This is a genomic window from Paenibacillus sp. NPDC093718, assembly GCF_050279985.1.
Lineage (GTDB): Bacteria > Bacillota > Bacilli > Paenibacillales > Paenibacillaceae > Paenibacillus_AQ.
In genome coordinates this window covers 61,034-86,250 of sequence record NZ_JBNNUS010000008.1, presented here as the reverse complement: position 1 = coordinate 86,250, position 25,217 = coordinate 61,034, and the positions used below count along the sequence as shown (strand labels likewise).

At 49.2% G+C, this 25,217-nt stretch carries 27 protein-coding genes; 12 read left to right on the top strand and 15 right to left on the bottom strand.

All coding sequences use genetic code 11. From position 1 onward, the window contains the following. Positions 1–13: 13 nt before the first annotated feature. The 3 genes from infC to ACQKPA_RS23160 form a co-directional block, all read right to left on the bottom strand. Positions 14–508 (bottom strand): translation initiation factor IF-3, encoded by a 495-nt coding sequence (gene infC, locus ACQKPA_RS23170; RefSeq protein WP_071222668.1) that lies wholly within the window; start codon positions 506–508, stop codon positions 14–16. A 280-nt stretch (positions 509–788) separates the two neighbouring features. Beyond that, on the bottom strand, positions 789–2,027 hold the full coding sequence (locus tag ACQKPA_RS23165) for a glycosyltransferase family 2 protein (RefSeq protein WP_427494875.1): 1,239 nt from the start codon (positions 2,025–2,027) through the stop codon (positions 789–791). 285 nt (positions 2,028–2,312) lie between these two features. Next, a complete protein-coding gene (locus ACQKPA_RS23160) occupies positions 2,313–2,462 on the bottom strand; it encodes a hypothetical protein (RefSeq protein ID WP_427494874.1) in 150 nt (49 codons plus the stop codon). A 230-nt stretch (positions 2,463–2,692) separates the two neighbouring features. Here ACQKPA_RS23160 and ACQKPA_RS23155 point away from each other — a divergent pair, with 230 nt between their 5' ends. Next, positions 2,693–3,820 carry an MGDG synthase family glycosyltransferase gene (locus ACQKPA_RS23155; protein ID WP_427494873.1) on the top strand — a complete coding sequence of 376 codons (1,128 nt, stop codon included), beginning with the start codon at positions 2,693–2,695 and terminating at the stop codon, positions 3,818–3,820. A 117-nt stretch (positions 3,821–3,937) separates the two neighbouring features. On the opposite strand, the gene trmB is transcribed toward ACQKPA_RS23155, so the two are convergent. Continuing rightward, the gene (gene trmB / locus ACQKPA_RS23150; RefSeq protein WP_427494872.1) at positions 3,938–4,651 is read right to left on the bottom strand and encodes a tRNA (guanosine(46)-N7)-methyltransferase TrmB; all 714 of its coding nucleotides are present in this window, start codon (positions 4,649–4,651) and stop codon (positions 3,938–3,940) included. A gap of 191 nt (positions 4,652–4,842) precedes the next feature. Further along, positions 4,843–5,025, bottom strand: coding sequence for a hypothetical protein (locus ACQKPA_RS23145; protein ID WP_427494871.1), 183 nt, complete (start codon positions 5,023–5,025; stop codon positions 4,843–4,845). Positions 5,026–5,331: 306 nt separating this feature from the next. Between ACQKPA_RS23145 and ACQKPA_RS23140 the strand changes: the two genes are divergently transcribed. The 4 genes from ACQKPA_RS23140 to ACQKPA_RS23125 all read left to right on the top strand — a co-directional run bounded on the left by ACQKPA_RS23140 (position 5,332) and on the right by ACQKPA_RS23125 (position 8,941). Then, positions 5,332–6,285 (top strand): TIGR01212 family radical SAM protein, encoded by a 954-nt coding sequence (locus ACQKPA_RS23140; protein ID WP_427494869.1) that lies wholly within the window; start codon positions 5,332–5,334, stop codon positions 6,283–6,285. Continuing rightward, a complete protein-coding gene (locus tag ACQKPA_RS23135) occupies positions 6,285–6,875 on the top strand; it encodes a class I SAM-dependent methyltransferase (protein ID WP_427494868.1) in 591 nt (196 codons plus the stop codon). The genes ACQKPA_RS23140 and ACQKPA_RS23135 overlap by 1 nt, the downstream gene beginning before the upstream one ends. Before the next feature lie 77 nt (positions 6,876–6,952). Beyond that, on the top strand, positions 6,953–7,921 hold the full coding sequence (locus ACQKPA_RS23130; RefSeq protein ID WP_427494867.1) for a type I phosphomannose isomerase catalytic subunit: 969 nt from the start codon (positions 6,953–6,955) through the stop codon (positions 7,919–7,921). Between the two features lie 57 nt (positions 7,922–7,978). Then, positions 7,979–8,941, top strand: coding sequence for a lysophospholipase (locus ACQKPA_RS23125; protein WP_427494865.1), 963 nt, complete (start codon positions 7,979–7,981; stop codon positions 8,939–8,941). Positions 8,942–9,124: 183 nt separating this feature from the next. Here the strand turns inward: ACQKPA_RS23125 and ACQKPA_RS23120 are convergent, their stop codons facing one another. The 3 genes from ACQKPA_RS23120 to recQ form a co-directional block, all read right to left on the bottom strand. Then, positions 9,125–9,301 (bottom strand): hypothetical protein, encoded by a 177-nt coding sequence (locus tag ACQKPA_RS23120; protein ID WP_427494864.1) that lies wholly within the window; start codon positions 9,299–9,301, stop codon positions 9,125–9,127. 209 nt (positions 9,302–9,510) lie between these two features. After that, positions 9,511–11,286, bottom strand: a complete 1,776-nt coding sequence (locus ACQKPA_RS23115) for a B12-binding domain-containing radical SAM protein (RefSeq protein ID WP_427494862.1) — start codon at positions 11,284–11,286, stop codon at positions 9,511–9,513. A gap of 51 nt (positions 11,287–11,337) precedes the next feature. Beyond that, positions 11,338–13,218, bottom strand: coding sequence for a DNA helicase RecQ (gene recQ, locus ACQKPA_RS23110; RefSeq protein WP_427494861.1), 1,881 nt, complete (start codon positions 13,216–13,218; stop codon positions 11,338–11,340). 187 nt (positions 13,219–13,405) lie between these two features. On the opposite strand from recQ, the gene ACQKPA_RS23105 reads away from it, so the two are divergent. The 4 genes from ACQKPA_RS23105 (at position 13,406) to speD (ending at position 16,271) form a co-directional block, all read left to right on the top strand. Beyond that, positions 13,406–14,179, top strand: a complete 774-nt coding sequence (locus ACQKPA_RS23105; protein ID WP_427494860.1) for an AraC family transcriptional regulator — start codon at positions 13,406–13,408, stop codon at positions 14,177–14,179. A 103-nt stretch (positions 14,180–14,282) separates the two neighbouring features. Further along, complete coding sequence (locus ACQKPA_RS23100; protein WP_427494859.1) at positions 14,283–14,744, top strand: SRPBCC family protein; 462 nt, start codon at positions 14,283–14,285, stop codon at positions 14,742–14,744. A gap of 32 nt (positions 14,745–14,776) precedes the next feature. After that, on the top strand, positions 14,777–15,139 hold the full coding sequence (locus ACQKPA_RS23095; protein WP_427494857.1) for a VOC family protein: 363 nt from the start codon (positions 14,777–14,779) through the stop codon (positions 15,137–15,139). Positions 15,140–15,455: 316 nt separating this feature from the next. Beyond that, the gene (gene speD / locus ACQKPA_RS23090; RefSeq protein ID WP_427494856.1) at positions 15,456–16,271 is read left to right on the top strand and encodes an adenosylmethionine decarboxylase; all 816 of its coding nucleotides are present in this window, start codon (positions 15,456–15,458) and stop codon (positions 16,269–16,271) included. Positions 16,272–16,347: 76 nt separating this feature from the next. Here the strand turns inward: speD and ACQKPA_RS23085 are convergent, their stop codons facing one another. Together ACQKPA_RS23085 and ACQKPA_RS23080 are read right to left on the bottom strand one after the other, a co-directional pair. Further along, entirely contained in the window at positions 16,348–18,174 is a 1,827-nt protein-coding gene (locus ACQKPA_RS23085; protein WP_427494855.1) for a response regulator, read from the bottom strand. Between the two features lie 65 nt (positions 18,175–18,239). Continuing rightward, positions 18,240–18,821: a sensor domain-containing protein gene (locus ACQKPA_RS23080; RefSeq protein ID WP_427494854.1), complete on the bottom strand. Its 582-nt coding sequence runs from the start codon at positions 18,819–18,821 to the stop codon at positions 18,240–18,242. Between the two features lie 133 nt (positions 18,822–18,954). Between ACQKPA_RS23080 and ACQKPA_RS23075 the strand changes: the two genes are divergently transcribed. After that, complete coding sequence (locus tag ACQKPA_RS23075; protein ID WP_427494853.1) at positions 18,955–19,593, top strand: S-layer homology domain-containing protein; 639 nt, start codon at positions 18,955–18,957, stop codon at positions 19,591–19,593. Between the two features lie 96 nt (positions 19,594–19,689). Here the strand turns inward: ACQKPA_RS23075 and ACQKPA_RS23070 are convergent, their stop codons facing one another. Then, positions 19,690–20,496: an MBL fold metallo-hydrolase gene (locus ACQKPA_RS23070; RefSeq protein ID WP_427494852.1), complete on the bottom strand. Its 807-nt coding sequence runs from the start codon at positions 20,494–20,496 to the stop codon at positions 19,690–19,692. Between the two features lie 24 nt (positions 20,497–20,520). After that, entirely contained in the window at positions 20,521–21,126 is a 606-nt protein-coding gene (locus tag ACQKPA_RS23065; RefSeq protein WP_427494851.1) for a helix-turn-helix domain-containing protein, read from the bottom strand. Between the two features lie 242 nt (positions 21,127–21,368). Here ACQKPA_RS23065 and ACQKPA_RS23060 point away from each other — a divergent pair, with 242 nt between their 5' ends. Beyond that, a complete protein-coding gene (locus ACQKPA_RS23060) occupies positions 21,369–21,884 on the top strand; it encodes a hypothetical protein (protein ID WP_427494850.1) in 516 nt (171 codons plus the stop codon). Between the two features lie 82 nt (positions 21,885–21,966). Here ACQKPA_RS23060 and ACQKPA_RS23055 read toward each other — a convergent pair whose 3' ends face one another. Beyond that, positions 21,967–22,821: a VOC family protein gene (locus tag ACQKPA_RS23055; protein WP_427494848.1), complete on the bottom strand. Its 855-nt coding sequence runs from the start codon at positions 22,819–22,821 to the stop codon at positions 21,967–21,969. Positions 22,822–23,040: 219 nt separating this feature from the next. Beyond that, positions 23,041–23,484, bottom strand: coding sequence for an Rrf2 family transcriptional regulator (locus tag ACQKPA_RS23050; RefSeq protein WP_427494847.1), 444 nt, complete (start codon positions 23,482–23,484; stop codon positions 23,041–23,043). Between the two features lie 274 nt (positions 23,485–23,758). Here ACQKPA_RS23050 and ACQKPA_RS23045 point away from each other — a divergent pair, with 274 nt between their 5' ends. Beyond that, a complete protein-coding gene (locus ACQKPA_RS23045; RefSeq protein WP_427494845.1) occupies positions 23,759–24,799 on the top strand; it encodes an LCP family protein in 1,041 nt (346 codons plus the stop codon). A 137-nt stretch (positions 24,800–24,936) separates the two neighbouring features. Here the strand turns inward: ACQKPA_RS23045 and ACQKPA_RS23040 are convergent, their stop codons facing one another. Beyond that, the gene (locus ACQKPA_RS23040) at positions 24,937–25,101 is read right to left on the bottom strand and encodes a hypothetical protein (RefSeq protein WP_164817510.1); all 165 of its coding nucleotides are present in this window, start codon (positions 25,099–25,101) and stop codon (positions 24,937–24,939) included. Between the last annotated feature and the right edge of the window lie 116 nt (positions 25,102–25,217).

Sequence of the window (25,217 nt, the reverse complement as noted above, 5' to 3'; positions counted from 1 at the left end):
CCTCTAATTTCTCTTAGGCTTTTGGAGCCAAAATCATAATCATGCTGCGGCCTTCCAATTTCGGTTGACGTTCAATGACGCAGAGATCCGCCACTTCCACCTTCACGCGCTCCAAAATCTTCTGACCAATGTTAGCATGGGTGATTTCACGACCACGGAAACGCACGGAGCATTTCACTTTATCGCCGTCTTTCAAAAACTTAACGACATTGCGAAGCTTGGTTTGATAATCATGCTCCTCAATGTTGGCTCGGAACCATACTTCTTTGATATCCACAATTTTCTGGTTCTTACGTGCTTCCTTCTCTTTCTTCTGCTGCTCATAGCGGAATTTACCGTAGTCCATGATGCGGCATACCGGCGGTTTCGCCTGAGGGGCCACGTTCACCAGATCCAGATTGAGATCAATTGCCATTTGCAGTGCTTCACGAATCGGCTTGATCCCGATTTGCTCACCTTCGGCACCAACCAAACGTACTTCCTTGGCCCGAATCTCGTCATTGATCATATGTTCCTTACTGATAGTCCTCCACCTCCAAATTACTTGTTGTTCCTGTTTGCAAAAAAAATAAAGGGATGACGGGTTAATCACCGACATCCCTATTTGATACTCATCTCACAAATGAAGTTAAATCCATTCATTGATTTCGTGATCAAACCAGCCAACACATGTCGGTCAGGTGAGAAGCGGCGCTTCTGCTTGCAATCAGATATTCTGTTTAACAGACTACGATAGTATAACAGGTCATCCTATCTTCTGTCAACACAGATTGAATATAAATATTGGATTAGCCTTGTTTGCTTTGAACTTCTTCAAGGCGTACAACCCGGGTATGCTCCGTATGGCTCCACTGCTTGTTGTTCTGCGTGAAGAACGCATATACCGTGATAGGGTACCACGACAGCAGGTAAATCGGAAACAGCACCAGATACATATACACCTTCTTGTATTTCACCTTCTCCAGAACCATCGCGATCATGAACGTGAACACATTCGCCGCGATCGCTGTAAAACTAAGCCAGAGCGGTAAATAACCGTACAGGTTCGCGATATTCGGACCATCGAAGAATGAGCTGTCAACCCAGATGATGGCCGTCAACAAGAAAGTCAGCAGTACGATATAAACGTTGACTCCGTACAATGCCAAGTCCAGCTTCACGAGGCTGCGTTCTTTAATGGCACGCCACAGCAGCGGGAAGAAATAACGGCGGGCAACCGTAAAGTGACCCTGCATCCAGCGCAGACGTTGTCTGGCGGAAGCCTTAAACGTAAGCGGCTTTTCGTCAAATACCTTCGCATCATAGTTGAACTTCGGATATACGCCGCGCATAACGCTGCGCATCGTGAACTCCAAGTCCTCAACCAGACTGGTTGCGCCCCAGCCGATCTCCTTCAAGAGATTGGTCTCAAAGCACATTCCTGTACCGCCGAGGAAGTTCGCCATGTTCAGATTGCTGCGGGACAGCTGCCACAAGCGGTTGATATACCAGTAAGACACCCCATAAGAGGCAGTGATCCAGGAATCCTCAGGATTCTTGGTATCGATATATCCCTGGATAACTCTTGCTCCAGAGCAGAGATCATTGTTCATTTCGTTCAAGAAATTCGGAGCGGCCAGATTATCCGCGTCAAACATGACAACCGCATCATACTGGCGCGGCATTGCCCAGAGCTCTTTCAGCATCCACTCGATGGCATAACCTTTGCCTCGCAGATTCTGATTCGTACGCACGCATGCGTTCATCCCGTGGGCACGGACGATCTCTGCTGTACGATCCGTACAGTTGTCGCAGATGACAAATACGTCGTACAGATGTTTCGGATAATCAAGCTGTTTCAGGTTCTCCATTAATGCACCGACAACCTGTTCTTCGTTGTGCGCAGCAACTAACACTGCAAATGATTTATTGGGTTCAAACTGTTGTTTCTTTTTTCTTTTGACCAGACCAAACAAAGAGAATACGAACTGGTACACACCCACCGCGGCCAAGAATAGTTGGAGCGCGATAAAGATGGCGTCTGTCATGATTCTCCGTTACCCCCTTTTTATAACCCGAGAATGTTTGTTATTTTTTTCTCTCTAAGTTTTTCGCTTTTTTTATTGTTGCTATGACCCTGTGACTTGTGTCTGTCCTTCTAGTAGCCTCGGTGCCGCGGGGCAACTTCGCACGTCATACACGATTTTCCACACTTTTGAATCTTTTGTCAAAACCGTGGAATGCTCTAATTTACGGAAAAACTTCGTAAAAGAGCTCAGCTTGCAATGTCGTTTGCCAGCAAGCTTCGTTTCAAACGGCTTTAGTTCTTATTTTCATCCGTTTCCTTGCTTTTTATTTCTCTTGGCTGCCCATTTTTTCTTTTTCGACTTGTCCGCCAATAAATAAACGCAACAGACACCCAAAAAGTTTTCTTTTTTTAATGCTCTTTCTCTAATAAACTTTTTGATGTCCGTTTGAATCATTGTAGCGGCATCTCATACTCAAGTCAAAAGACCACGGACCCTGATTTTCTACAAAATGCGCGCAGCTGACTAACTCCTTAAGTAGCAAGGCGCCAGCGAGAAGCTTGCCGAATAAAGTTTCCGTTTCCGGGACCAAAGTCCCTGGAACACAAGTGGAGAATGGTTGATTTCTTTTCCCAAAGTCGATATGTTAAAGTTAAAGAATAACGCTGCAGAACGGGTGAAAAGTAGTGGCTAAAAAAAGAGTCTTGCTGTTATCTGAAGGGTTCGGTGCAGGCCATACACAGGCCGCTCATGCACTCTCCAGCAGCCTGCGCCAGTTATCGCCTAGCGTACAGACCAAAGTTCTCGAGCTCGGGAGCTTCTTGAACCCTAAAATCGCTCCACTGATCATTTCGGCCTACAGAAAGACGATTACAACTCGCCCGAGATTGGTCGGGTACATGTATCGCCATCAAAAGTCCTTTAACCGCTTTACGGCTTTAGCACTTCACCGAATGTTCTATACAAGCACCAAAAACGTGGTTAGACAGCTCAAACCCGACATCATTGTGTGTACCCATTTTATACCAAGTGCGGTCATATCGCGTTTGAAACGGCTGGGCATTGATGTGCCTCTGTGTACCGTTATTACCGATTATGATGCTCACGATACATGGATCAGTCCAGAGGTCGACCGATATTTCGTGTCTACGCCGGAGGTGAGGCGAAAGCTGCTCAATCGCGGGGTGTCCCAAGCCAAAATTCAGGTTACCGGCATTCCGATCCATCCCAACTTCTGGACGCATCCGAGCAAGAAGGAAATCAGGGAACGATTTAATCTGTCCGATATGCCTACCGTGCTTGTAATGGGCGGAGGCTGGGGCATTATGAATGACGAAGTGGTACATGAATTTCTGACCCGATGGCGCGGCGAAGTCCAGATCATATTTTGCCTCGGCAATAACGACAAGGGACGCGAGGAGATGGAGAACAACCCCCGGTTCCAGCATCCGAACATCCGGATTTTGGGCTTTACGCGTGAGATCGACAAGCTGATGGAGGTGTCGGATCTGCTCGTTACGAAGCCTGGCGGGATGACATGCACCGAAGGCCTTGCCAAAGGAATCCCGATGCTGTTCCACCAGCCTCTTCCGGGGCAGGAAGAAGAGAACTGCCAATACTTTACGGCGCAAGGATTGGGTGAGCCTATCCACTCACTGGAGGTTATTGGCAACTGGATGAACAAACTGCTTCATCAATACGATTTGATCCAACAGCAACGGGCGAAGAATTTGCGAGACATCGAACGATTCCATCCGATGCAAAGTGCCCGCAGCATCATCGACATGCTGGAAAACGAAAAGGTGTACTCCTAAAGAGGGAGCACACCTTTTTTTTCGCCGTTTTCCGCGAACACGTCATCGAATTGATAGATTTCCTACTATTATAATGCAAGCAAGCGCTATCATTGAAGAAACTCTACCATATAGACATTATTTACCGTATTTTTCAAGACGATTCTTATGATAGAAAGCAAGTGCTTCCTTACCAACAATGGCCTCGCAGCGATGAATCTGCATACCTTGACCGACGAATTTCGTCTCGTATTCGGTCATCACGTGTTCTTCGTTCAGTCCGTCCCGATGCAGATCCAGCGAAATGTTCGTCATTTGCAAACCATAGTCGGCAAATGCGTTCAGGGAGAACTCAAAAAGCGTAACCGAATCGGTCTTGAAATGAATTTCCCCGCGCTCGTTCAGGATCTGGGAATACTTGTCCAAAAAACGCGGGTGCGTCAAACGACGGCGGGCATGTTTGGATTTTGGCCACGGATCGCTGAAGTTCAAATATAAACGTTCGATCTCGCCGGGTTCAAAAACCTGCTCAACGTTCTCGATATTAAACAGCGCCAGCTTCAAATTCGGCGGGGTATCGACACCCTCCTGAGCCCAGACATTGCGTCCCTTTTCGCTTGCACGGCGAATCAGCTCGTCGTACATGTCCACCCCGATAAAGTTCACATTCTGATGCTTGTAACTCATCTGGCTTATAAATTGACCTTTGCCCATGCCGAATTCGACATGGATCGGAAGGTCATTGCCAAATAATGAAGCCCATTTCCCTCTATATTGACCGGGGTCCAAAACGACCAGGTCTTCCTGCTGCTCCAGATTTTCCCGTATACCTTTTCTTCCGCGTAAACGCATGTCATACCTCCGAAACTTTCCAAGTAAATTTAGAATGATATCCCGATACTGCATTTATTGTGACGAAGTTAATCCCAAAAGTAAAGAGCCCCATAGAAAAAGGAACCTATGCTCTGCTTAACGCAAAGGCTTTAGGTTCCTCTTTCTTATATTTGGAATTGGGGTTCCGCGATGGTTAAACTGTGAATAGTCTACCTTTCATTCGACGTAAAATCAAACGTCTTCTCAAAGGCCGCCCGAATCTTGCGACGTGCCGAAGCCTTCACGTCCTGGTTGGAGTTAAACTCCACGCCGGTAAGGGCTAAAGCTTCGTTCGGGGTAAGCTCCACAGCGATTTTGTCTCTACTGTCATTCTTTACTGTCGACGAATTCATTCGTAATCACCTCACGGTATTATTGTATCCATGACGTCACACAAATATGAATCCTATCCGATATATACCCATGCCAAAATTGCTTGAATCATATTTTTATTTTTCTATTTTAAATATACCAATTATATGCAATTCATTCAAGTAACAACATCTTAATTAGGCTTGAAGACCTGTATATAACGCAAAGTTTTATTTTTTGTTACAATGGACATATCTGCTTAAGTAAAAGTTAAGTAAAACATGTATACTTTGAGGCACGGCTATACCTGTCTCTATTCATCTTATGCGGCTATAAAAGGAGCACACATGAGTACATCCCTTAGACCCGCCCCAACATTATGGGGCGACAAACGATTTCATACATGGAATTACGAGATGCGCAGCCAATTCCAGGAAAAAGTATTCAAGGTAATGCTGGATGCGGGCTTTACCTGCCCGAACCGCGACGGCACGATTGCCAAGGGCGGGTGCACCTTCTGCAGTGCCCGCGGCTCCGGTGATTTTGCCGGACGACGGCGGGACGATCTTGTTACCCAGTTCAACACCATCCGGGACCGGCAGCACCAGAAGTGGCCGAACGCCAAATACATCGGTTATTTCCAAGCCTATACCAACACTTATGCTCCGGTAGAGGAGCTTCGGGAGTATTATGAAGTCATTCTGCAGCAGCCGGGCGTTGTCGGTTTATCGATCGCTACACGCCCGGATTGCCTCCCAGACGACGTCGTGGAATACTTGGCGGAGCTGAATGAGCGAACCTATCTCTGGGTGGAAATGGGCCTGCAAACGATCCATGATTCCACCTCCGAGCTGATCAACCGGGCCCATGATACCGAATGTTATCTGGAAGCGGTCGAAAAGCTGCGCAAGCATAACATCCGTGTCTGCACACACATCATTTATGGCCTTCCGCAAGAGGACCATGAGATGATGCTAGCCACCGGCCGAGCGGTCTCCAAGATGGATGTGCAGGGAATCAAGATCCATCTGCTGCACCTCATGCGCAAGACGCCAATGGTGAAGCAATATAAAGCTGGGCTGCTGCGGTTCCTGGAACAGGACGAATATATCAGCCTTATCGTAGATAGCCTCGAATTTTTACCTCCCGAAATGATCGTCCACCGTCTGACCGGAGACGCTCCACGGGATCTCTTGATCGGGCCGACGTGGAGTCTCAAGAAGTGGGAAGTGCTTAACGGCATTGACGCCGAGCTCAAGCGCCGGGATACATGGCAGGGTAAATTGTGGGGGGGATCCTGATGGGCTTCCTCTCGGTTTTGAGTTTTGCTCACAAGCTCGTGTCCGAAAGGCTGCGGCTTGGAGAGATTGCGCTGGATGCGACGGCCGGAACCGGGGCCGATACGCTGTATCTAGCCAAATGCACAGGACCAAAGGGCAAGGTGTACGCTTTTGATATTCAGGAACAGGCGCTGCAGCTCACTCGTGATCGGCTGGACAAGGAGCCGCCCGGCACCCTTGCGGAGGTTACCCTTCACCATCAGAGCCATGCCCTTATGGGAGAATGCGTGCCTAAATACGAGCATGGCCGTATGGGTGCCATCATGTTCAATCTCGGTTACCTTCCGGCAGATTCATCAGACAAACGGATCATGACGGAAACCGCCAGCACACTGACGGCTCTGGAGGCTGCCATCGAGCTGCTCCGTCCCGGCGGCATTATCACCATCGTGCTGTACCCTGGCCACAAGGGCGGCGATGCCGAAGCGGACGCCGTGCAGGCCTGGGCAGCGGAATTGCCCCAGGACAAAGTGCAAACGATATTATATCGTGGTCTTCAGCGTTCCGAAGCGCCATATCTCATTGCACTGGAACGGAAGAAGCCGATATGATATAAGTTCTAGGAGAGGTGCCGCACTTTACAACATCCATAGAATATTCCAAACATGATGAAAGGTAGATGATTACAATGACAAAACCATATCCATTGTTGTTCCAACCCGAATTTAAAGAACGTGTGTGGGGTGGCCGTGCCTTGGAGCAATTCGGCTTGGATATTCCTGAAGGACATATCGGAGAAGGCTGGATGATCGCCGACCATCCGAACGGTACGACCAGCATTGTGAACGGTGAACTTGCCGGTCGCGGCCTGGATCAGATTCGGGAGCAATTTGGACGGGAGTGGTTTGGCAGCAAAGGATTCTCCGAGGTTAACGGACGTTTCCCCCTGCTGATCAAGCTGCTTGACTGCAATGACAACCTCTCCGTTCAGGTGCATCCGACCGATGACTACAAGGGGCTTCCGAAAGGTGAGCTGGGCAAGACTGAAATGTGGTATGTGCTGGATGCGAAGCCGGACGCCAAAATCATATACGGTCTGAAAGAAGGCGTCAGCCGCGAGACTTTGAAAGAAGCCATGGAAAACGGCACGGTTATGGACCAGCTGCAAGAAGTGTCCGTAAAAGCCGGAGACACGTTCTACATACCTGCCGGTACGGTACATGCCCTGTGTGCGGGCGTTGTAGTGGCGGAAATTCAGCAAAATTCGGATACAACCTACCGGATTTTCGATTATAATCGACCAGGCCTTGACGGTAAGCCGCGTGAGCTTCATATCGAGGACTCCTTGAACGTGACGGCCTATGAAGGATCCGGCGCGACCACTATGAGCACGGAAGGAACCGCGCCTGGAGAATGGCTTGAGCTTGCCCAATCTCCTTATTTTGTCGTTGAGAAAGGCGTTGTTAACGGTGCCTGGTCCTTGTCCACTTCCGCGGAAAGCTTCACGATCGTCGTGATATGCGATGGTCAAGGAACCCTTAGCTGGGATAACGGCTCCATTGATTATACGTCCGGACAATGCTTCCTGTTGCCAGCTAACCTGGGTGCATATACGCTGGACGGGCAATCTACGGTTCTTCGTTCATATCTTCCATAAACAGGGTATAAAGTATTGAAATAAACCATTCGTTTTTGTGGAGGTGTTAGGCCTGAGATGCAAACCGACACGTTTACGATGCTGAATACGCAGGGCATGCATGTTTTTGTATATCAATGGCTGCCGGAGCCGGATCATCCCGTTCGAGCCATCGTGCAAATTGCGCATGGCATGTGCGAAACCGGCATACGATACGAGGAGCTTGCCGAGCTGCTTACAGCGCACGGTTACGCTGTGTACTGCAACGACCATCGGGGTCATGGACAAACGTCCGGCCTTACGCTTCTCGGCGACGCCGGGGAAGACGGATTCGAAGGGATGATTGAAGACCTGCTGCTTCTTGCTTCCGAGCTTAAAAAGCGCCATGCCGGTGTTCCACATTACTTAATGGGCCACAGCATGGGGTCTTTTTTGACTCAAAAGATCATGTGTTCGAACGGCGGATTATTCGACGGATTCATTCTGTCCGGCACCAATGGTCCTCAGCGACTGCTAGCGTTCGGTTTGAATCTGGCAGCGGCACAAATGCGCCTTCAAGGAAACACGCACCGGAGTTTGATGCTGAACGCCATCGTGTTCGGCCCTTACAACAAAGGTTTCGGCCCGATTCGCACGCCATTCGATTGGTTATCCCGGGATGAAACGGAAGTGGATAAATATATCAACGACCCCTACTGTGGTCAGGTATGCAGCGCTCGTTTCTTCCGTGATTTCTTTAAGCTGCTGTCCCAGATCCATAAACCTCAATTGATGGAATGCTTGCTAAAGGATAAGCCGGTCTATATTTTCTCGGGCGAGGATGATCCGGTCGGACACCGCGGCAAAGGCGTACGGCGGTTGATCGAATTGTACCGGCAACATGGCATTCAGGATCTTGAATACCGTTTGTATCCCGGCGGCCGCCACGAAATGCTGCATGAAATCAACAGGGATGAAGTAGCGGCACATGTTCTCGACTGGCTCGAGCGGCACTCATCGGGATCGCATGAGACACCGCAAGAATCGAAACGGATAATGTAAAAGAATGATGCAGGACGAATTAAAAGGGGGTGTCCCAAAAGGTTAATTGACCTTTTGGGACACCCCCTTTGTCTGTTGTATAACGCTGCGCGTACGAAGCATTCTTTCCAATCGCTGGTGCCCCCAATTAATCTGGCGAGCTCCGTCAAGTAAGTTAAACTACTTATGGGAAAGCCCAATCCCTTACTCTTCCTCGTTCGGCGTTCGGTCGATGATCAGCTGCGTAACCTCGGTGTACTCGCCGTGGTCTACTTCATCCTCCGTAGCCTCTTCGCGCAGATCATCATTGGTTTCCATACCCGGCGCAATGGTGGGCTCATCGTGCGGATGCTGTTCCCGCCCCATCTGTTTCCCGTTCATAAACATCCCCTCCTCATCGGTTGATGCGATTAGAATACCGATCCCCAGGGTGTTTTATTCCGGGACGCCCCAGGATACAGTCCGTTACGGCAACGCAGGGATTCATCTTCACAGCTCCAGTACCTGCCAACCTCCTATAAGAAAGGTATTTCGCCCAAACGGCCAAGCCGCTCGCATCCAGTTCCGGTAAGGAGTGTCCTTCGTTAACTCTACTTTGCCTGCTTCGCGAACTCCACAGGCATCGTGTAGTACTGCGGCTGTCCTGTTTCGTTCTGCTGGTACAATACCAATAGCATCGTTGCATGGTCCGCGCTGTCCGGGAATCCGGTGCCACCCTGGATGGCATCGCTGAGGTTAAATGGCAGCACCTCGATCATCGCATGTTTCTGCAGATCGCGCTCCGTAATCCCCAGATCGGCAAATCCGGGGGATAGAGCCGCAGGTTCCTCAACGATTTTGCTAACATTGGCGGTCCACTGCGCTTTATCCTGGGTGTGATCCCACCATATTTTCCGCGGTTTATACTTATGGCCCAGGAAATAATCAAACTTCATCAGACCGGAGACAACGTCCATATGCGAGGTCTTCCGATCTTCAAGGAAAGCCGTTAAACGCGTGAACAGGTCCTCGAGCTGATGGCCGATTTTTTGCCAGCCTTGTCCTTCCCAGTAGTCGCCAAACTCTTGAAAGAAATCAAACGGCGACGTAAACTCATGCTTCATCAAATAATTCAGGGTGTGGTCCATCCGGTGCGCATTCCAATACTTCTCCAGCACATCCTCCAGTCTCTTCAATCGGACGATATCCGAGAACGGAAGCACATCGCTGCCGAGGATCTCATACGGAGCATGATCCATGTAGGTGTAATTATACTTGTCCGCATCGATCCGCAGACCGGTTCCCCGCAGCATCTTCAAGAAACCTAGCTGCAGCTCCTCCGGCCCAAGCGCAAATACGTCGTTAAACGTTTTGCGGAACGTATCGTAGTCCTCTTCCGGAAGACCTGCGATCAAATCCAAATGCTGGTCGATCTTGCGGCTGTCCTTGATCATGGTCACCGTGCGCGACAGCTTGGTGAAATTCTGGCGACGCTTCACCAGCTCGTTTGTCGGATCGTTGGTCGATTGCACTCCGATTTCAAACCGGAAAATGCCGGGAGGCGCATTTTTCGCCAAATAATCCAGCACCTCGGGACGCATGATATCCGCCGTGATCTCAAACTGGAATACGCAGCCGCCATGATTCTCAATCAGAAACTCGAACATTTCAAGCGCGTAATCCCGCTTAATGTTAAAGGTGCGGTCTACAAACTTGATCAATTTCGCTCCGTTCTCGATCAAATAGAGAATATCCGCCTTGGTCCGTTCAATATCGTAGTAGCGAACCCCCACCTCAATGCTCGACAGGCAGAACTGGCAGCTGAAGGGACAGCCCCGGCTGGTCTCAAAATAGACAACCCGCTTCCCGAGATGCGGGATATCCTCCGGAAAACGATGCGGGGAAGGCAGCTCCGCCAGAATGCTCTTCGGTCTTCCGGGATTTACAATGACTTCGTCCTGCTTGCGGTAAGCCACGCCATAAACGAAATGATACTTCCGGTCCCCTTCAATCGTTTGCAGCAAATGGTGGAAGGTCTCCTCGCCTTCACCCATGACGATAAAGTCGACATTGCGCAGCCGTTTCATCCAATACTCCGTATCGTAGGATACTTCAGGTCCGCCCAATATGATCGTGACCTCCGGCATAATCTTCTTCACGATATCGATCACTTTAATCGTTTCTTCAATATTCCATATATAACAGGAGAATCCGATCACATCCGGCTTGCGCTGGAACAGGTCGGAGACGATATTCATCACAGGGTCCTTAATCGTGTACTCCGTCAGTTCGATATCGAAATCCTTCTCGCTGTATGCCTTCAGGCAGCGAATGGCTAAAGAGGTATGAATGTACTTGGCATTCAATGTTGATAGTATGACTTTCATGGTAGGGTCCACTTTCCTTCTAAATTAGTTTCTGCCGGTTATGCCAGCCTATTACTCATAGTCGTACAAGTCGTCACCGTCACTCGATGCGCCCTGACCATTCAGGAAGAATTCCAGGAACGGACGGCCGTATTTACGGAATTTCACTTCCCCGACCCCTTTGACATTCAGCATCTCATCCTCGCTCTGCGGGCAAACCACACTCATCTCACGCAATGTTGCGTCATTAAAAATGATGTAGGACGGCACATGCTCTTTGCTTGCCAGCTCACGCCGAATCAAACGCAGCTGCTCGAACACCGTCTCGTTGACGGCTGACGGCGAATAATCGCGGCGGCTGCCGCTCCGCTGGCTGCCTGCGGCTTTGGAAGGACGAGGAACGCGCTGCATCACTTCGCGCTGGCCTTTTAACACATCGGCGGCCTCGCTCTGCAGTTTCACGACAGGGTATTGGCCTTCCGTCAGCGCCAGGAACCCTTCCGAGATGAGCACATTGATCGTCTCGGATATCTCCTTCTCGGTCCGATTCGACATCACGCCATAGGTAGGAAGGCGGTCAAAGCCGTATTCCAGTACCTTTTTCGCACGTGAGCCCTTCAGCACGGAGGCGACCATGGACACGCCAAAGCGTTCGCGCATCCGGTGGATGCATGAGAAAATTTTCTGCGCATCCACCGTGATATCGACAAGCTCCCGGTCATCCGTGCAGGAGCTGCACGTACCGCAGGGCTTATCTTCGTGCTCTTCCCCGAAATAATCCAGCATCGCGCTGCGCAGGCACCTTGTGGTGTAGCAGTAATCGATCATCTGCTGCAGCTTCCGGTAGTCATTCTGCTTGCGCTCGCCCTCTTGGGGATTCTGTTCAATCAGGAATTTCTGGGTCATGATGTCTTGGGCGCTAAACAGCAATATGCACTGGCTCGGCTCGCCATCCCGTCCGGCGCGACCCGCTTCCTGCACGTAGGACTCCATATTTTTCGGCATATTGTAATGAATGACATACCGGACGTTGGATTTATCGATCCCCATGCCAAACGCGTTCGTTGCTACAATTACGCGAATATCGTCATAGAGGAAGGCTTCTTGGCTCTCCGCTCGCTCCGCGTCACTCATGCCGGCATGGTATCGACCCGCTAGAAGCCCCTTAGCTTGAAGTCGCTGGCATAAATCATCGACTTCCTTGCGAGTGGCGGCATAGATGATTCCTGGCTGATGGGTATGCGAGGCCGCATAGTCCAGAACGAACTCCCGCTTGTTCTCACCGCGAAGCACCGACATCTCCAGATTGTCGCGTCCAAGGCCCGTTACAAACACCTGCGGCTGTTCCAGTCGAAGCAGACGCTGCATGTCCTCCATAACTTCAGGCGTGGCCGTGGCCGTGAAGGCCGCCACAATCGGACGGTTCGGGAGCCCTTTTACAAAAGGAGCTACCGAGAGATAGCTGGTCCGGAAATCATGCCCCCACTGGGATACGCAGTGCGCTTCATCGACAGCCACAATCGAAATATCGAGACTTGCCATTTCCTCCCGGAACCAATCCAGTTCAAGCCGTTCCGGGGCGACATATAACAGCTTCAGTTCTCCGCGCTTGGCCGCACGTATGCGCTCGTTCACTTCCTTGCCGCTGAGCGTGCTGTTGATATAGGCTGCCGCCACGCCCGCTGTCGTAAGGGCATCCACCTGATCCTTCATTAGGGAGATCAAAGGCGATATAACCAACGTGAGACCCGGACACAGGAGCGCCGGGATCTGATAACAGATCGATTTGCCTCCGCCCGTCGGCATAATCCCGAGCGTATCCTGACCCGCCAGTAGACTGGCGACGATTTTTTTCTGGCCCTCCCGAAAATCAGGATAGCCGTAATATTTCTGCAGATAATCCCGCGCTGTATTCATATTCATCGATTCTCTATCATTTGTTTCCACATTCATGGATAAAAACTCCTTAATTCACCTTGGTTTTCCGTTTCGAAAAGCCCGTATCTTCTAAGTTTAACGGCCTTTCCATGAATGGGCAACCGGATCGGGGAAGGAAATTGCATTCGACGAAGAGAACTTCATAAATGTGGAAAAAGGCATGCTATCATGTAGAGCCCAAAAAGTGAAGTTGGTGATCCTAATGAATGACGCACATACCGAAGCCGTAAATCAAACCATTCAATATATGAAGGAGCATCTGGACGAGCCCATGACGACCGAGCAGCTCGCCGATCTTGCGGGATACAGTCCCTACCATTTCTCCAGAGTATTCAAGCGAGTAACCGGCATATCGCTCAGGCAATACCTGTCCGCGCTCCGGGTTGAATCCGGCAAAATCGAGCTCCTTCAAGGTCCTTCCCTGCTTGTAAAAATCGGAATGAGCATCGGTTTGGCAAGTCCCGGCACCTTCAATACCCGCTTCAAGCAGCTTGTCGGTCTGTCTCCGAAAAGGTTCCGCTCCACCACCGAGTCCCTGCATCGTTACGTGAATCAATATGAGCACAAGCCATTAACCTGGGCAGAGGAAGAAAGACATGCGCTGCCCCGGATTCATTGCCGGATCGAAGCTCCCGAGGCGTTCCGCGGCATGATTTACGTTGGTCTGTTCCCAAGACCCGTGCCTGATCAGAAGCCTGTCTCCGGTACGGCGGTCAACCTCAAGAACCGGACCTGTACTTTAACCGGCATACCAACCGGAACGTATTATGTGCTGGCAGCGGGTATCCCCTGGAGCCTTAATCCCCGGAATTATTTTCTGCTGAGCAAATCCTTGCGCGGCAAGCGGGAGGAGCCTGTCCATATCGACGAAGAAACCGATCTCGCCGTAAACATCACCTTGCGCGAGCCTCTGCCCTACGACCCTCCGATTGTTGTTAATCTACCTCTGCTCTTGTTCGAGAAGGATCGGAAATAACAGCGCAAGGTAGAAGAATTTTTGAATCGCATGTCCCTTTATAATGGAATTGCTGGAAGTGTTATTACAGAACAATAAGCACGATATGTTTGGAGGAATAGACATGACCATTATTCAAGAAACCATAATTCAGGCTGACGTGCAACTCCTCTGGCGCGCATGGACGGAGTCTGCGAGGATAACCGAGTGGTTTGCGCCGGCTGCTGAAATTGAACCGAAGGCGGGCGGGAAATTCGAGCTTTATTTTAACCCGGCTAATCGTGAATCGATGTGCACCGCGGGCTGTACCATTTTGCAGTATGATGAGCCGCATACCCTCGTTTTTGAGTGGAAAGGACCCGATCCCTTTGCAGAAACGATGAATCAGGGGGAATTGACCACGGTCAAGGTGTCTTTTAGGCCGGAACAGGACGGCGGTACAAGAATCACCTTGCAGCATACAGGCTGGATGGATACCGAGGCGTCACTGCAAGCCCGGGAATGGCATGTGGATGCATGGAAAGGCATGCTGGCCAGCTTAAAATCCAGCATCGAATCCGGTGAAGGCATTCTATGCTGCCAGTAAGACAAGCCATGGATTAGAGGAGAAGAGGAACTATGCCCAATCTTTGTGTTCTATCGATTAATGTAAGTGATATGGATCAAGCGACGCGATTTTATTGTGATATTCTGGGATTCGAAATTTCCAAGGTGTATGATGATCAGATCATCAGTTTGAAACATGAAGGCGTTTCCCTTGTTCTGCAAAAATGCGACCGTCCTACGAAAACCGATTACCCGCATGAAGCTCAGGTTATTATCGGACTTGAGACGGCTGATGTAAGCGCGGCGATTGCGAACTACAAATCGCAGGGTGTAGAGGTCATCTTTGATACACCGCAGCCGTGCCCTCCCGGTCTATACAGCGCAATCCGGGACCCTTTTGGCAATGTAATTGAACTGCTGGAATTTACGGAGTAATCATCCCGTTTGAGAAGGATCATGGTATCGGCAATACGAAGTGAAGTCCATATACACGCTCGAAGGATATGCTGCATGTAGCAGGTGTCCTTCTCGTCTGAAGGTCAGCCGGGGATTACCGGTTGGCCTTTTTTGAGTTTTTGAGCAGCCGATACTTGTCTCTATCACCTCGACCCTCTGTTAATGTTAAACCCGATCCGGGTAAGAACATATTAATGTTAATTCCGAAGGCAACGCGTGGGCAGATTAGGAATCGCCGGTTTCGGAAATAATAGGTACTCGAACTGATATATTAACTACACAAGGGGAAATTCATATGGATATGACACCAGAACAACGCGTTACCCTGCATGGGTTCAACAACCTAACGAAATCGCTCAGCTTTAATATGTACGATGTCTGCTATACGAAAACCCGGGAAGAACGAGAGGCGTATCTTGAATATATTGATGAGCAGTATAACGCGGATCGACTAACAAAAATATTGAGCCATGTGGCCGAAATCATCGGAGCCCATGTCCTGAACATTGCCAAGCAGGATTATATCCCGCAAGGCGCGAGCGTAACGGTGCTTGTATCCGAGGGCCCGGTCGTGGAGGTTCCGGAGGAATCCTATGACGAATCGCCGGGGCCGCTGCCGGAGAACATAAACCTTCAGCTCGACAAGAGCCATATTACCGTCCATACATATCCGGAATTCCATCCGGATGAGGGGATCAGCACCTTCCGGGCGGATATCGACGTGTCGACCTGCGGGGAGATTTCACCGCTGAAAGCCCTAAATTACCTGATCCACTCCTTTGATACGGATATTATGACGATCGACTATAAAATTCGGGGCTTCACGCGGGATATTCACGGGCACAAGCTGTTTATCGACCATGAGATCAGCTCCATTCAGAACTACATTCCGGACGAGGCCAAGGAGCTGTTCGATATGATTGACGTCAACGTATACAAGGAGAACATCTTCCACACCAAGTGCAAGCTGAAGCAGTTTGATCTGGACAACTATCTGTTCGGTTACACGAAGGATAAGTTGTCCGACGCCGAGCAGCAGAAAATTACCGAGCGCATCAAGCTGGAGATGGACGAAATTTATTACGGTAAAAATATGGACCGCAGTTACTGATGATGGACTCCTGATGTGCTGCCATCAACATATGCTTCTATACTGGGAACATAAATGAAACAAAACCAGGCTGGGCTCATATGAGTCCGGCCTGGTTTGCAACTTCTATCGCTTCGTCCCGGTTGCGGACGCCCAGCTTGGCATACAAGGTTGAGGCATAATTCCGTACAGTCCCGTCTGAAAGATACAATTTCATCGCAATCGCCTTGTACCGCAATCCTTGGGAGAGATACTTCAGAACCTCAATCTCCCTTGGTGTCAGATCATATAACTTCAGAAGTGGAGGCGACGCTGGATCGGCTTCGATTACGGATGCTGAGCCACCCTCTTCCTTCATGATGCCGCCCGCTTCCCGATCGAAGAGCTTCGCCGAAATCGCCGGATCCATCAAAGTTCCCCCTCGATACACGATTCGTATGTTCTCGGCTAGTTCACGCGGCTCCATCGACTTCAGTAAGTAACCGTCCGCTCCGCCTCGCATGGCTTCCACAGCTTTGCCCCTCTGTTCAAATGTGGTGAATATGATAACCTTCACTAACGGCCAACGTTGTTTGATCAGCCGTGTCGCTGTAATGCCATCCATCACGGGCATCTCCAGATCCATCAGCACCAGCTGGGGGTTAAGCTTCTCACACATGTCCAAAGCATGTTCCCCATGTTCTGCACGTCCTACCACCTCAAGGTCCTTCTCCGATTCCAGAATGATGCCGAGACTCTCCCTGATAAAAGGTTCATTATCCACCAATAAAAGCCGGATGACTTCATCTGCAGGCTCCGAAATTCTAGGCAAGCTGCAGGTCACAACGGTTCCTGCCTCAGGAGTCGAATAAACCGATACTTGGCCTTGAAGGCGGTAGGCCCTTTCCTTCATGGCGCTTAAACCGAAACCTTCCTGGATTTGCACGCTTCCACTGCCGTTATCCCGAATTTCAAGCCGGGTCTGCTGCAATTCGAATTGAAGCACGGCGTCAATCCTCGTCGCATTACCGTGCCGCACACTATTCGTTAAGGACTCCTGAAGACAACGGATGAAGGTCATTTTGGCCTGCCGGGATACCGGGTACTCTTCACCAAGCACTCTAAGTCCTGCCTTTACCCCGGTATTGCGCTCGAAATCCTCCGTTACCTGTCTCAGTGACTGCACCAAGGGAATCTGCTCTAGCGGTGAATCCAGCTCATGCAAATACCCTCTGACCTCATCCAGACTTCTCCGCGTCAGTTCCAGCAGATTGGACAGCTTACGCTGAGCTGATGCATCTGTTTCCGTAGAACGAAGCCTTTCCAAACCCATAATGACCGCAGTATACGTATGGCCCATCGTATCATGCAGTTCCTTGGACACGCGTTCCCGTTCTTCCAACAGCGTGACCCGCTCGACCTGAGATAAATACTGCTCCAATATCGTATTGTGTGTCCGAATAATTTCGTTCTGGCTGTAGTTGGCCATCAACAAATGAAAGGCAAATCCTAATGCAAACGCTAAAGCAACATGCTCTATCATCAGTAACAAATCCGTTGACGGGGCATACAGCTTGATCAGTATTGGAACCAAGATAGCCGTAAGGGGGGCTGTCCATCTGTATGTGGTTCCATAGCTGTTCGCAGCCATCAGAAAGGCCGGAATGATAAATGACAAGTAAGCCCCCGGGAATAAGGAAGTCAAATAAACGGCGATTCCGCCTGATAATAAAATCTCGGTGAACAAATATGCTTTACGATTCAGAAGCAGACACAGCCAGGGTATCGAGAAGGCTGCCAATTCCCACATGACGACGATCCATAACGCTGCGGTAAGCTGGTGCCTGAACTCTATACATGTGATGATCAGGGAGATGCAGCCCATCATGCGAATAAAGAGCATCGCCCAGTCGTACCATTTCCATTGTTTCACTATATCAAACAAAAACTTTCACTCCCTGCAGTTCCTTCACGGTTCCTCCTTAATATGACACGGCCCCAACAATGTGTCTACCTCCAAACCGAAAACATCCACTGCGTGTACCGGGCCGTCCATCTCGCCGCTCCCTTAGCCGCCCATACCCCTGCAAAAGCAAAGAGAAGGCCGATTACCATCATAAGCAGAGACTTGGGTAAGGTGTCAACGCGAATTGGCCCCATGTTGATATTTGCAAAGGAACTGATCCATGGTGCCAAAATCCATAGAATAGGAACGATAAAAAAGATAACGGCACTGAACAAACTAATAATGCCAATGATAATCTTCAGCATGAGCACCGATACGGCCTTCCAATTTCGGATGTCCGACAGCTCCACTTTAGCCTGATTCCAGTAGGAGCCAGATGATGTTCTCTTCATAACAGGTTCGATCGTTATGTCCATATAGAACTTTGCCTGAATCCGATCGTAATTCATGAAGGTCCGTGACGTTCGCATTACAAAGGTAAGAACAGGTATCCCGATCAGGGTAAAACTCATGCTGAAGCCAAATACAAGGCCCACAAGATAGTAACAAAAGTAAAACACTCCACTTCCAAAAGTAAACATCAAATAACAAAAGTTTAACAGGTACTCCCTCAGCCATTTCTTCATAGATTAGGCTCCTTTCATGTCTTCATGACCTTGATATGTCTGTATCCTACTGCACTCGTTGTCATGTGCAACAGTGTCAAAATGTCATATGACACGCCTTCCCAAAGTAAGTGCCCTAAGGAAAATCAACGACTTGCTGTTCCAGGACGAGCTGGGGAACAAGGTCACCTTCAAAAAAGGAGCAAACGGACAGATTCAATATTTTTACTACACCAGCCAAATCGGTCTCGGCGTCGTAGCGGAATCCCAGAAAATGGAGGCTGCTTCTCCTTTTACCGACGTACCTGCAAGCAGTAAGTATAGAGCTCACATCGATAACCTGCATGCTTTGGGCTTGATCCAAGGGATAGGAGGAAACCGCTTTGATCCTCAAGGAACGATGACCCAGGGGCAGTTCGCTGACCTGCTGATCCGCTCCCATGGTTGGTACATGTTCCCTGACATGATAGATGCGAATCAACAGCAGATGATCAAAGGCATTCCCGGATATAGCCGTTCGAAACCTCTCACGAGGCAAGTCGCCGCTGTTATGATCCAAAATTTAAAACAACTGCAAGTGGATACCCGGGTTACCTTAACCGATCCAACAGATCTGTGGGCCGTAGAAGCCATTCAAGCGCTTATCGGAAGCGGAGTCGTTGATCCGGACACCCGTATCCAAAAAGACGGCTCCGTCCATTTCCGTTCCAAGCAGCTGCTGCTTCGTCAAGAGGCCTGTGCTCTGCTGGATAAGGCTTTTAACTACTACACCCTTCCGCTAGCCTCGAAATAAATCATGGATCAAAAAAAGCCCTGCACCCCTCGGTGCAAGGCTTTTCGATCTTCCTAAGCTGGCGCTTGCTTGCGGAGGAGTAACCGGATAACGGTGCTAAAATTGAACCGAAAATCCGTTGAACTGGTGAATGCCCGTTCCAAATCGGACAAGGTCTTTTTCCCGCAGCTCTTGAACCGCCTCTTTCACCACGAGCAACCATACCGGATCCAGTCCAAGTGTATTGTGAGAACCATAGATGCGTTTTACACCATCAAGATTCGCGATCCGCTCCAGCGAGTTAACGAGATCCTCCGGACTTGTCGTTGGATAAAAAGCATATACCGGCGTCTCATCATACAATAAATCCCCTGTGAACAAGTAACCCCGGTGTATATCAAATACCGCGATATGTCCGGGAGAATGGCCTGGCGTGTGGTAAATAACCAAAGCCCGACCGCCAAGCTCGATGACATCTCGATCCCTTAGAATACCGGTCGGCTGCCCCTGATAAGGGGTATAGGTTGCCGGATCGAAGGAAGCCGGTACCGGCCTCGTGATATCACGTGAAATGTCCTTGCGGATTTGTTCAATGGAAAGCTTCTTAATCCCGCTGACGAGCCAGTCCTCCTCAGCCTCATGCACATAAATCTCTCCGTACTGCCCATGACTGCCGATATGATCCGCGTGAACATGCGTGGTTAGCACCATAACAGGTAAATCCGTCAGCTGATCGGTCATCCGCCTCATGTTGTCGATGCCAAGTCCCGTATCGATCAATGCGGCACGCTCGCTTCCGATCAACAGAAACGAATGCACCTTCTCCCAATGTCCGTATTCACTGATCGCGAACGTGGTCTCGTCCAGCTGCGATACGGTAAACCATGCATCATCGATAACGACGTTATGTTGATAATTCTCCATATGTAATGACTCCCCCATCAAGGATTATCGAATGGTGATATCCTCCTGATCATCTTGAAATGCAATCAACGACATATAGTAATTTTTCTCTTCCGTAGACATAGGAGTACTGTCTGTTTCGGCCGTCTCCATCCTGAAGTGTTTATTCATGAGCTGCTTGAACTCGTCCACAAAAGCATGGAAGCTCTCCTTTGTTGCATGAAAGCGGTAAGTTCCCGCAATGTTTTTCCTGTGGTGTTCGCTCGCGCTGTCCAAGGCAAAAGAAGAAGCCGGTGCGCTTTCGATTTTCGTCCGGGTAACATCGAGCGTCTCCATAAATACCTGTCTGGACGTTTCCACCAAATCCAGGCTTGGCAGCAAATGATCCTCCGGTATGAAGCGGCTTGCGACGGCGCGATAGTATTTCTGCACGATACCGTTCTTCTCTTCCTTCCGAACCACATGAATGATGCCGTGCTTCTCCAGTTCCTTCAGATGAAAATAAATATTGTTCCGTGTAATGTCCAGTATCTCCGCTAGCTGCTGTCCAGTGTAGGCATCCTTCACGAGATTCATCAGGATCTTAGTACGCAGGGGATCGGCAATCGCTTTGAGCTGTTCGTGGGTTTTAATTTTATAGATACCAGTCATTTTAATTTTAACACCTCCATATATTTTACCGGTAAATTTATTTTTACTGTTATTCGCGTTTCATCCTATCATAACTTTTACACGTGGGTCAATCTTGCTGCTCCTAGGAAATTTCGGTTACACGCAAATTGGAAACCGAGCGCGGGTCAATGATGATACCATTTGGCAATACTGTTATAATACGAAGGAAATCACGCGGAGAGGTCGCGGCTTGTCAATATTATATTCAAAGGATGTGCCCCATGTTTGACCCGACGATATTCGAAAATTTAAAGGTTGGCATCGAAAATGCGGTCTACGACCTCGACAACCTCGATGAAATCATTCGTGTTACCGATCGAAAGGATCTCCTGGATATGGCGACTTTGTCCAGAAGTTTTAGCCTCCGGTTCGAGCTGGCTGCACCATCCTCAACTTCAGCCGAATTTTGCCTGGAGACCGGCCTCCGGGATTTGGCGGCCGAGATCTTAGAAATTCCGGAAGGTCAGCCAGCCTGCGAGTTGAAGCTCCGCTTTCATAAAAACATCGCTGATGCCTCCATAGCTTGTCCGGCTATCGCCCAGATCATGAAGGAGATATGGAATCCGGAGCTTCCGCCGCTGCAAACGATACGGTACACCTACAGCCATGTTCCGGTACCGCTCCACAACACGATCGAGCTTCGCTTTCCACGCAGGATCAACGAAGAACAGATGGGAGATATCCCGAATATCTTGGAGTTCATGCTTCGTACGCTGGAGGAATTAGACCGGATATAGCTTCCCTGATAAAGATAACGGGTATCTCATAAAAATAGCCTGACCGCTAACATAGCGGACAGGCCTCTTCGACTTATATTATTTAAGCAACAACCAACCGGATCCAGATATCCGAGGGATCTTGAACGGCCCAGACGCCATCGCGCTGCTCCAGGCGCAGCCCTGCCTCACGGATACGGCCGGTTACCGCCTCAAGCTCCTCATGGCTCGGAAGCTCAATCGTATAATCTTCCATCCCCGCAGCGCTCCGTGGAGCGTTCGGTACACCGAGTCCTGCCCAAACATTGAGCCCGATATGGTGATGGTATCCTCCTGCGGATATAAACAACGCAGCGCCGCCATAATGGGCTGTCAGCTCAAAACCCAGAACATCGCAATAAAATACGCGAGCATCGTGCAGGTTGGACACATGGAAGTGTACATGCCCGATAACGGTCCCTTCAGGAAGTCCACACCATTCCTTGTCCTTGGAATGAGCCAGCAGTCCCTCAACATCAACAGGATCTGTGGTCATCACATATTCCCCTTTGGCATCACGCTTCCAGGTATCCCTTGATCGGTCGGCATAAATCTCGATTCCGTTTCCGTCCGGATCATTAATGTATAATGCTTCGCTGACCAGATGATCGCCTTGGCCGACAGGAATGTTATGCGCGATCAGATTAGCAAGCGCAAGCCCGAGCGATTCCCGATTCGGAACCAGGATTGCAAAATGGTACAGACCTGCCGTCCGGGTCTGCGGTCTTACCAGATCTTGAATCTCCTCTACAATCAGCAGCGGCTGCTTCCCGTCTGCCGTCAATTCGGCAACACGGCCATGCTGGCGAAGCATTTTCAAACCGACGACTTCCGTATAAAAGCGTACGGATTGTGCCAGATTACTGATCCGCAGAGAGACCGGTCCAAGCTTTGTGGATGGATGTATAATAGCTGTCATATTCTCACTCCTTGAATGTTGTTGTTTGTTCATAACATATATTCAGGTCAACGCTAGCTTAACTTGTAATCAAATCAGTTACATCTTACTTGTAATCATTATAGTTACAGGACATCCTTGTTGTCAAACCCAGTAAATTACAAGTGAATCGAAGGGTCACCAACGGTTAGTCAAAAGAAAACGCCCATCCTACATAAGGATCGAGCGTGTGATTTTCGCTTATTCACTTGATGTTCCATTCGCAGAGGCATCAATTTTCCGGACGATCTCTTCCAGATTCACCTCATGCAGCGAGTTCTCCATGGCCTTCTGGGCGGCTGAAAAAACCGGGACAATCGCCGTTTGAATATGTTTGCCAACAGGACATTTTGTGTCCGAATTCTCATGAATACCAAACAGGGAATCCACCTGCACGACATGAACGGCATGATAAATATCCAGCAGCGTAATCTCGGACGGATGCTTCGCCAGCTTCGCTCCCGCTACGCCAGGTTTAACCTCCACAAGGCCCGCTTTGCTCAGCATGCCTACTATACGCCGGATAACCACAGGATTCGTGTTCACACTCCCTGCGATATAATCTGAGGTGCTGACGCCAGTCTTATTCATCTCCAGCACGGAGAGAATATGAATGGCCACTGCAAATCGGCTGCTTATGTTCATGCGACCCCTCCTGACGGACCAAATCTTCAGATGACTATCATGTAACCATCATAGTTACATCAACCCCTAAAGTCAACGGTGAAGCCGCCGCCCCTTAAGCCAAAATCAGGCATTTGATATACAAATTTCAAAATTTATATGGAATATAATGTAATTTTATGTTGATTTTCCCGAGTTTTTCACTATAATTATCACAACATGATTGGTAAAATCATCCTATTCAAACATAATCCAGGCATCCCTGCATGATCCAAAACATTCAAGGAGGAAATCCATGGATCCCAGCCAAAATCGAAATGAAACGTATTCTATCAGACGTCCTCGAAAGCCCAAACGCCGCCTCAAACTCAAAAAATGGATAGGAGTATCCTTATTTATACTGATTCTCTTAGGCGGATTAAGCTATATTTTCAGAAAAGAATTGTCCTGGATAGCGTTTCAGGCTTTTTTCGCGAAAGATATCAAACATACGCTCGAGCAATCCTACAAGCCTGTTGGTCCTTCTGTTTCGCCCAAGCCTGCTTCGGAGGCAACGAAGCCATTCTCGGTTTTGCTTCTCGGAGTTGATCAACGCGAGGACGAGCCTGCCCGTTCTGACACCATCATCTTCTCTGTCATCCGACCTGATCTTAATAAAATATTGCTCGTCTCCATTCCAAGAGATACATACACCGAAGTCATCGGCAGGGGAGTCACCTCCCGAATCAACTCAGCTTACGCCCACGGCGGCGCGAAAATGGCCATGGATACGGTTGAGCATTTGTTCCAGCACCCCGTCGATTATTATGCAGCCATCAATTTCCACGGATTAACGGATATCGTCAATGCATTGGATGGGATTAAACTCCCCATCGATAAAGTCATCGAGAACAAGAGCGCCCGTCATATTAAATTGCGGATCGAGCCGAACAAGCCTATTTACGATGGCACAGATGCATTAAACTATGTCAGGTACCGGGAAGATTCGGATTTCAACCGTACCATGCGCCAGCGCATATTCCTCAGTTCCTTAATGGATCGGGTATTTGAATTGAAAAATATAGGCAAAATCCCGGAGCTGATGCGTATCGGAGGCAGCAATCTCACGATGGACTTAAACTCCGATTTCATTCTCAAGCTGGCCGAAAACCTATTTTTTAATGACTCCCCACCGTCATTTGAGAATTACATGCTTAAGGGAAAAGATCTTGTGATCCGCGGCGATTACTTCTATGATCCGGACGATTCAGACATCCGGTATATTCAAGCACTGCTTGCCAACTGGTCTGATGAGGAGACCAAGCTGGAAGATTTGATGATCCCAGCTGCGAAGTAAATCTGATCACACGAGGTTGGATGAATCGCCTGACTAGGTAAAGCTTGTTATGAAAAAAAAAGCCGATCCATGAGAAAAAAACCTCTCTTTCGCGTATCACGAAAGGGAGGTTTTTTAACGAATACCATCTGCTCCATCTAGAACATCGGAAATACGTATTTAATAAGGAAATACAAAAATCCAAAGAAGATAATCAGATAAGCAACATACTTTATTAGCGTAGATGCTACCCTGCTGGAGTCATTCCGCTCCTCGATATTGCGGGTCTCGATCTCCACGTCTCGGTCTCGCTGCCTGCTCATAGTCTCCACCTCCATCCGATTCTTTAGTTGCAGATGATGGTTATTTCTTGACGCTTACTACTCTTTACACACACGTCTTGAGATTGAACCAAGCTCCAGGTCAGGAGATGGCAAGC

What these genes read in the sequence shown, in the direction of transcription:
- infC (WP_071222668.1), bottom strand. Translation starts at nt 508, where the DNA reads ATGATCAATGACGAGATTCGGGCCAAGGAAGTACGTTTGGTTGGTGCC.
- ACQKPA_RS23165 (WP_427494875.1), bottom strand. Translation starts at nt 2,027, where the DNA reads ATGACAGACGCCATCTTTATCGCGCTCCAACTATTCTTGGCCGCGGTG.
- ACQKPA_RS23160 (WP_427494874.1), bottom strand. Translation starts at nt 2,462, where the DNA reads ATGATTCAAACGGACATCAAAAAGTTTATTAGAGAAAGAGCATTAAAA.
- trmB (WP_427494872.1), bottom strand. Translation starts at nt 4,651, where the DNA reads ATGCGTTTACGCGGAAGAAAAGGTATACGGGAAAATCTGGAGCAGCAG.
- ACQKPA_RS23145 (WP_427494871.1), bottom strand. Translation starts at nt 5,025, where the DNA reads ATGAATTCGTCGACAGTAAAGAATGACAGTAGAGACAAAATCGCTGTG.
- ACQKPA_RS23140 (WP_427494869.1), top strand. Translation starts at nt 5,332, where the DNA reads ATGAGTACATCCCTTAGACCCGCCCCAACATTATGGGGCGACAAACGA.
- ACQKPA_RS23135 (WP_427494868.1), top strand. Translation starts at nt 6,285, where the DNA reads ATGGGCTTCCTCTCGGTTTTGAGTTTTGCTCACAAGCTCGTGTCCGAA.
- ACQKPA_RS23130 (WP_427494867.1), top strand. Translation starts at nt 6,953, where the DNA reads ATGACAAAACCATATCCATTGTTGTTCCAACCCGAATTTAAAGAACGT.
- ACQKPA_RS23125 (WP_427494865.1), top strand. Translation starts at nt 7,979, where the DNA reads ATGCAAACCGACACGTTTACGATGCTGAATACGCAGGGCATGCATGTT.
- ACQKPA_RS23120 (WP_427494864.1), bottom strand. Translation starts at nt 9,301, where the DNA reads ATGAACGGGAAACAGATGGGGCGGGAACAGCATCCGCACGATGAGCCC.
- ACQKPA_RS23115 (WP_427494862.1), bottom strand. Translation starts at nt 11,286, where the DNA reads ATGAAAGTCATACTATCAACATTGAATGCCAAGTACATTCATACCTCT.
- recQ (WP_427494861.1), bottom strand. Translation starts at nt 13,218, where the DNA reads ATGAATGTGGAAACAAATGATAGAGAATCGATGAATATGAATACAGCG.
- ACQKPA_RS23105 (WP_427494860.1), top strand. Translation starts at nt 13,406, where the DNA reads ATGAATGACGCACATACCGAAGCCGTAAATCAAACCATTCAATATATG.
- ACQKPA_RS23100 (WP_427494859.1), top strand. Translation starts at nt 14,283, where the DNA reads ATGACCATTATTCAAGAAACCATAATTCAGGCTGACGTGCAACTCCTC.
- ACQKPA_RS23095 (WP_427494857.1), top strand. Translation starts at nt 14,777, where the DNA reads ATGCCCAATCTTTGTGTTCTATCGATTAATGTAAGTGATATGGATCAA.
- speD (WP_427494856.1), top strand. Translation starts at nt 15,456, where the DNA reads ATGGATATGACACCAGAACAACGCGTTACCCTGCATGGGTTCAACAAC.
- ACQKPA_RS23080 (WP_427494854.1), bottom strand. Translation starts at nt 18,821, where the DNA reads ATGAAGAAATGGCTGAGGGAGTACCTGTTAAACTTTTGTTATTTGATG.
- ACQKPA_RS23070 (WP_427494852.1), bottom strand. Translation starts at nt 20,496, where the DNA reads ATGGAGAATTATCAACATAACGTCGTTATCGATGATGCATGGTTTACC.
- ACQKPA_RS23065 (WP_427494851.1), bottom strand. Translation starts at nt 21,126, where the DNA reads ATGACTGGTATCTATAAAATTAAAACCCACGAACAGCTCAAAGCGATT.
- ACQKPA_RS23060 (WP_427494850.1), top strand. Translation starts at nt 21,369, where the DNA reads ATGTTTGACCCGACGATATTCGAAAATTTAAAGGTTGGCATCGAAAAT.
- ACQKPA_RS23055 (WP_427494848.1), bottom strand. Translation starts at nt 22,821, where the DNA reads ATGACAGCTATTATACATCCATCCACAAAGCTTGGACCGGTCTCTCTG.
- ACQKPA_RS23050 (WP_427494847.1), bottom strand. Translation starts at nt 23,484, where the DNA reads ATGAACATAAGCAGCCGATTTGCAGTGGCCATTCATATTCTCTCCGTG.
- ACQKPA_RS23045 (WP_427494845.1), top strand. Translation starts at nt 23,759, where the DNA reads ATGGATCCCAGCCAAAATCGAAATGAAACGTATTCTATCAGACGTCCT.
- ACQKPA_RS23040 (WP_164817510.1), bottom strand. Translation starts at nt 25,101, where the DNA reads ATGAGCAGGCAGCGAGACCGAGACGTGGAGATCGAGACCCGCAATATC.